The sequence below is a fragment of the Caballeronia terrestris genome (genome assembly GCF_001544515.1).
Taxonomy (GTDB): domain Bacteria; phylum Pseudomonadota; class Gammaproteobacteria; order Burkholderiales; family Burkholderiaceae; genus Caballeronia; species Caballeronia terrestris.
In genome coordinates this window covers 1-899 of the sequence record NZ_FCOL02000521.1, presented here as the reverse complement: position 1 = coordinate 899, position 899 = coordinate 1, and the positions used below count along the sequence as shown (strand labels likewise).

Genomic DNA, 899 nt, shown 5'->3' with positions numbered 1-899 from the left:
AAGCATCCCTGCACTACGATGCAAGCACTCTCACGCAAACACCGAATCCGGCGAAGGATTCCATCTATCGTCACCTGCTCGTTGCCGTCCAGCGTACCGGCATCTGCATCGAAGCGATCAGCCTTGCTACGCAGTTCGCGCAGGCTATCGGCGCGCGTATCACTTTCCGGCGACTGCTGACTGCCTGCGAGCGCAGCGATTCGCAGGTGAACTCCGCCGGCCAATTCGCTGCGCTCGCCTGGCCGGTTGCGGAAGGGTCGGGCGATTTGCGGGCGAGAGCGGAAACGGGCGCGCGCACAGGATTGCGCGTCATGTTGGATAGATGCACACCCAAGGAATAGAGAAATGACGCGAAACATCCCGATCTGCCGCGTTGACGCCCTAAATACCGGCTCACGCATGCTGGCGCACGTCGAAGGACGCAGCATCGCGCTGTTCAACATAGAAGGTGTCGTTCACGCAATCGACAATACCTGCCCACACAACGGCGCAGCGCTCGCGAGTGGCCGCCTTGACGGCCATGTCTTGCAATGTCCGGCGCACGGTTTGCGCTTTGATCTCGTGTCGGGGTATCTCGTCGGCGCGAAGGGTTTGTGCCTGAACAAGCTATCCGTCGAGACTATCGACGGCACCCTGGTAGCGCAAGTCGACGAATGACTTCGCAGCCGTCCGCAGATAGGGGAACGGCGGGCACGGTGCCTGTGCAAGCGTCGATCTGGCGGGACGATCAGCCGTTCTCCAAGAATGCGCTGCCCTACGTATAAAGCCTCGATGTGTATGAGATAGGAGTTGCAATTGAAAATATTAGTGTGTGTCAAACGCGTGGTCGACTACAACGTGAAAGTCCGCGTGAAATCGGACGGCAGCGGCGTCGACATCGCGAACGTGAAGATGTCGAT

General features: G+C 59.0%; 1 protein-coding gene and 2 pseudogenes. All 3 read left to right on the top strand.

What is annotated here, in order from left to right:
* Positions 1–341, top strand: a pseudogene (locus tag AWB67_RS41280) (hypothetical protein); the annotation flags it as partial.
* A 4-nt stretch (positions 342–345) separates the two neighbouring features.
* Positions 346–657, top strand: coding sequence for a Rieske (2Fe-2S) protein (locus tag AWB67_RS38685; RefSeq protein WP_087660928.1), 312 nt, complete (start codon positions 346–348; stop codon positions 655–657).
* Positions 658–795: 138 nt separating this feature from the next.
* Positions 796–899: pseudogene (locus AWB67_RS40530) on the top strand (electron transfer flavoprotein subunit beta/FixA family protein); the annotation flags it as partial.

Excerpts from the sequence above, each read along its gene's own strand:
- AWB67_RS38685 (WP_087660928.1), top strand. The coding sequence starts at position 346 with ATGACGCGAAACATCCCGATCTGCCGCGTTGACGCCCTAAATACCGGC.